The 3878-nt window shown below is 56.0% G+C and carries 7 protein-coding genes; 5 read left to right on the forward strand and 2 right to left on the reverse strand.

The genetic code is table 11. The annotated features are described in order from the left end of the window. Nucleotides 1-238 precede the first annotated feature (238 nt). From APA10_RS11095 to APA10_RS15275, 5 genes are all read left to right on the forward strand, one after another. Nucleotides 239-562 (forward strand): NepR family anti-sigma factor, encoded by a 324-nt coding sequence (locus tag APA10_RS11095; RefSeq protein WP_050998023.1) that lies wholly within the window; start codon nt 239-241, stop codon nt 560-562. A 101-nt stretch (nt 563-663) separates the two neighbouring features. Beyond that, nucleotides 664-1128, forward strand: a complete 465-nt coding sequence (locus APA10_RS11100) for a hypothetical protein (RefSeq protein ID WP_035367652.1) — start codon at nt 664-666, stop codon at nt 1126-1128. Between the two features lie 210 nt (nt 1129-1338). Beyond that, nucleotides 1339-1581, forward strand: coding sequence for a type II toxin-antitoxin system prevent-host-death family antitoxin (locus APA10_RS11105; RefSeq protein ID WP_035367654.1), 243 nt, complete (start codon nt 1339-1341; stop codon nt 1579-1581). After that, on the forward strand, nt 1574-1993 hold the full coding sequence (locus APA10_RS11110) for a hypothetical protein (RefSeq protein ID WP_035367655.1): 420 nt from the start codon (nt 1574-1576) through the stop codon (nt 1991-1993). The genes APA10_RS11105 and APA10_RS11110 overlap by 8 nt, the downstream gene beginning before the upstream one ends. An 18-nt stretch (nt 1994-2011) precedes the next feature. Beyond that, the gene (locus APA10_RS15275; RefSeq protein WP_035367657.1) at nt 2012-2209 is read left to right on the forward strand and encodes a hypothetical protein; all 198 of its coding nucleotides are present in this window, start codon (nt 2012-2014) and stop codon (nt 2207-2209) included. Between the two features lie 95 nt (nt 2210-2304). Here the strand turns inward: APA10_RS15275 and APA10_RS11120 are convergent, their stop codons facing one another. Next, on the reverse strand, nt 2305-2565 hold the full coding sequence (locus APA10_RS11120; RefSeq protein ID WP_035367658.1) for a helix-turn-helix domain-containing transcriptional regulator: 261 nt from the start codon (nt 2563-2565) through the stop codon (nt 2305-2307). Nucleotides 2566-2612: 47 nt separating this feature from the next. Beyond that, complete coding sequence (locus tag APA10_RS11125; protein ID WP_035367659.1) at nt 2613-3281, reverse strand: hypothetical protein; 669 nt, start codon at nt 3279-3281, stop codon at nt 2613-2615. Between the last annotated feature and the right edge of the window lie 597 nt (nt 3282-3878).

The following is a 3878-nucleotide window of genomic DNA, read 5'->3' on the forward strand; positions in this document are numbered from 1 at the left end:
TATATCGTGTATATAATAAGAACACCGGGCGGGAAAACGTGGGGGGATGGTCCTTCCTCCCCGCCCGGTGCAGGGAGGGTAAACCCTATGTCTGCAACACTCCGCAGTGAGCCCAAGAAAGCCACCACGAAGCCCACCAGAAAGACTACGAGCAAGACGCCGACGCCAATCACGACGCCCGCCAACGATACAGACGGGACACGCATCCCCTTCTCCGCACACCCGGCGCAGCGACCGCATGACAACAACCGGCCGGGGCACTGCGCCCCGGCCACCCGCTCCGGCGGATGATGCCGGGCTCGCAATATTGTGGAGTGCTCCACGACGCCAGAATCTTCCTGTCGTGGGCGATCCGATTAAAATGCAGTGGGAAGGATCGGATATGCACAAGTATTCAGATGAAAATTTTCTGGCGTCTTGGCTGAAGCGCGCGCTGCGTGCCCGGTTCGGTGCTGTGGTGAAAGAACCTGTTCCCGATACTCTTTTGTCTCTTCTTTCCGAGGTACCAGAAAGTGAGAAACCCGAAAATCAGGCGGACAGTGCGTTACCTCGGCGCGAGTAAGTCGAAATCAATTCCCGCTCACATAGTCGACCGGCAATTTCTTACGGATAAGACCGGGTTTATGGTAGCAACGGCAAAACAGGTTCTAGCGGAATCAGGACATGACAACAGAGCAGAATACTGCGCCAAATGGCGTTGACCGTCTGGCTGGGCATATTGCTGATGCCATCGACACGCTGAAACTGATCGTGGCTTTCGGTTTTGTGGCTGGTGTCGTGATTATGTTCTGTCTGATGCGGGACCGTGGGCTGGAACTCTTGCCGCAATGGTTCCTGGCCCTTCATGGGATAGGCATCCTGACGGTCGGTCTCATTTTTTCTGTCATGGTGGCGGGTCTGTCTGTGATGTTCACGCACAGCTTTCGATCTGTGAAAATCATTGCTCTGCCCGTTGTCTTCTTTCAATTCATGTTCGGCGTACTGGGGCTGCCGATGATGATGGGAGCTGATGCCTCGCCCGTGGCTTTACCACTCTGGTTCTCGACCGCAATCGCCGTCCTCGGCCTGCTAGGGGCATGGGGCGGACCTGTGGCCGCGCTGCTGGTCGCGAAAAAATCAGCTAGGTGAGCACAGAAGAGCGGATGATTGCGCTCTCTGTGGCATAGTCTCTTCTCCCCTCGGGACAGCCACGATAAACGGAAGCCCCCTAACGGGGGCTGTGTATCATTTGGCGGCCCTGTAGGCCGCCATGCCTCTGCTATCCTCAGCGATTTAATTTGCAGAATATTCAGAATTTCTGTATATTCTTGATATCACCCCCGTGGGAGGATACAGCCAATGAAGCAGTTTGCAGCGGGCGACCTGACCCGCAATACCGGTGATCTCTTCGAGGCCGCAGCCGTCGCCCCCGTCGCCATCACCAAGCATCGCAAGCCCCGGTTCGTGGTCATGTCGGTGGAGCGATACGAGACGCTGACCAGCAGGGATACGGGCAGTCAGAAGGCTTATGCCGTCAACGATATGCCTGAAGACGTTGCCGCCCTGTGCGATCAGGGGATTGAGGACTATCTGAATGGCTGATGACTTCCCGCGTGTCGGCCAGGTCATCGACTATCACTATCTCTGGAAATGGCAGGATTTACGAGGTGAGACGGAAGGCCGAAAAAAGCGGCCGAGCTGCGTGGTCGTCGTCGCCATTGACCGGGACGGCAAGCATCACCTCTTCATCCTGCCGATCACGAGCAAAGAGCCTGCCGCTGATCGTCATGCCGTGCTGATTCCGGAAACCGAGGCCCGCAGGGCGAAGCTGGATACGGACATGCCCCTGTGGGTGATGGTGGACGAAGTGAATTACGACATCCTCGAAACGTCCTACACGCTGGAAGATCGGGCCGCGCGCGGCCAGTTCAGTCCCGCTTTCAGCAAACAGATCGTTCTGGCGTTCCGCTCAATGCGCGATGCACAGGCATTGCGTATCTCGAAACGGACATGAAAAAGGAATACCAAAAATATGTGTAATATTGGCGAAGAATCTTACAAAGAGAAATGTGAAAAATGCGGCACAGTGAATAGAATAACAATTCAAACGGGACCGGAGCATGGGGGGTGGAGTGAAAAGTTTACTGTTCATTGCGCAGAATGCGGCGATGTTATGGACCGGATTTCCGCTTTCGGCCTGAAGAGCGTCGAAAAAGTCAAAGGCAAGTGAACGTCTAAGCGGACACTTGAAACTGAAGCCCCCTCGCGGGGGCTGACTGCTCTGTGGCGGCCCGACAGGCCGCCATCCCTTCGGCGTGTGCCGCATCAGTCCGCCGCATGAAACGTCACCTTTATGCCGAACGCCGACATGATGCGGAACAGGCTGGTCAGGTCGAGATCGCCTTTTCCAGACAGGGCTTCCTTCGCAATATCGTCCGCTCCCTGCGCGCGCGCTATGACCGAAAGAGCATGAGCAAACGCCGCTGCGTCGCCATCTGCCCATGCCATGTTCAGAAGTTCCTCCTGCATCCGAGGATCTTGTGCCGCCTTGACGCTATCAAACACATCCAGTCCAGAAGTCTTCATCGGGTATTCCAAGTCCTTGCTATTGGGGCGCGGCAGTAGCTGGTTTTCTATGGTGCCATGCGAGATTTTCTGATTTCCTTCTGTGCTGTGCGGGCGTATCCAGCAGCCCGCAGCGACCAGCTTTTCTCTTGGCTGGTAACGCCATAAGCCGTCAGAAGGGGCAGGGCGACTTCAGGATAGGGAATGATTCTGGCTGGTTCATCCTGATAAGCCAATCCGTAAGCGCCGAACGGGGAAAACCGCACGATCGTCAGATCCGATGGAGCCGGAAAGGCTACCGGCGTGATAAAGGCCCGCATCGGGCGCTGATGACGCTTGAACAAAGTCACCCGGTTCTTGCCTTCGAGAGCCACGTAAAGCGGCATCGTTCCGATACGGGCATATCTCGGGGCCTCTGAGCAATATTTGTCGTTATCGCTCACAATACCATCAGACCATTCCATGATCTCGTGATCGTAATCTCTCCCCTGATCCGGTCGGTCCCGATACTGCCCCGAGATGACAAGCGTCGGGTCGATAGTCTCTGGAACCATGTCATCATAGCTGTAAAACGCATCGGAAAAGGGAAGCGCGTCGCGTAGAAATTTCTTCGGAAAAATCGCCCTGCGTTCGTAGAAGCGTTCATACGGATCATCGACTTCCGTCAGGCTTTCATCCAGTCGGTCTTTGAACGATACAAAAGCTCGACATGCTGAAATCAGTTGAGTGTCAGACAAGATTTTTCTCTTTTTGTGATTGCCATGAAATTCTTTCGGTCATCGGAATGTGGGAGAGCTATCTTTCGGGGGCTTGATCTCCGCTCTAGTTCGTAAGGCCGCGAGCCAGGTGCGCTGCCCCTGTCTCCCGACCAACTCACCGGAGCCAGCCGCCGCCCTGCGCTGCGCTGCGGTCGCCGTCTGTCTCCGCCCATCCGGGTAACGATCGGAAGCCCGGTATATCCCCCCGATGCTCGCCCCCCCAAGGGGGCTGCGCTGATGCCAGCAGCCTCGCTCCGGTCTAGGGGATCATCCACCCCATCTTCCTGCGCTCCCTTTGGTCGCTCCGTGCAGACGGGTCCCCTGAGATGCCCCCTAGACCTGCGCTGCGTTGCCGGCGGATCTGAAGGTGTCGGGACGAAAGGCGTCGCTGCGCTGCCTTTCGCCCTGCCGCTGGCAGGTCGAACGAAAGGCTGGGGTTTTGAGGGGGCGGATGCAAGGGTAATTTTTGTCGGGAAACCGCCGTTTTCTTTGTGAAAAACTGCATTTTTCTCTTGCTCCTCCCTTATTATATCGTGTATATAATAAGAACACCGGGCGGGAAAACGTGGGGGGATG

The sequence above is a fragment of the Acetobacter pasteurianus subsp. pasteurianus LMG 1262 = NBRC 106471 genome (assembly GCF_000285275.1).
Lineage (GTDB): Bacteria > Pseudomonadota > Alphaproteobacteria > Acetobacterales > Acetobacteraceae > Acetobacter > Acetobacter pasteurianus.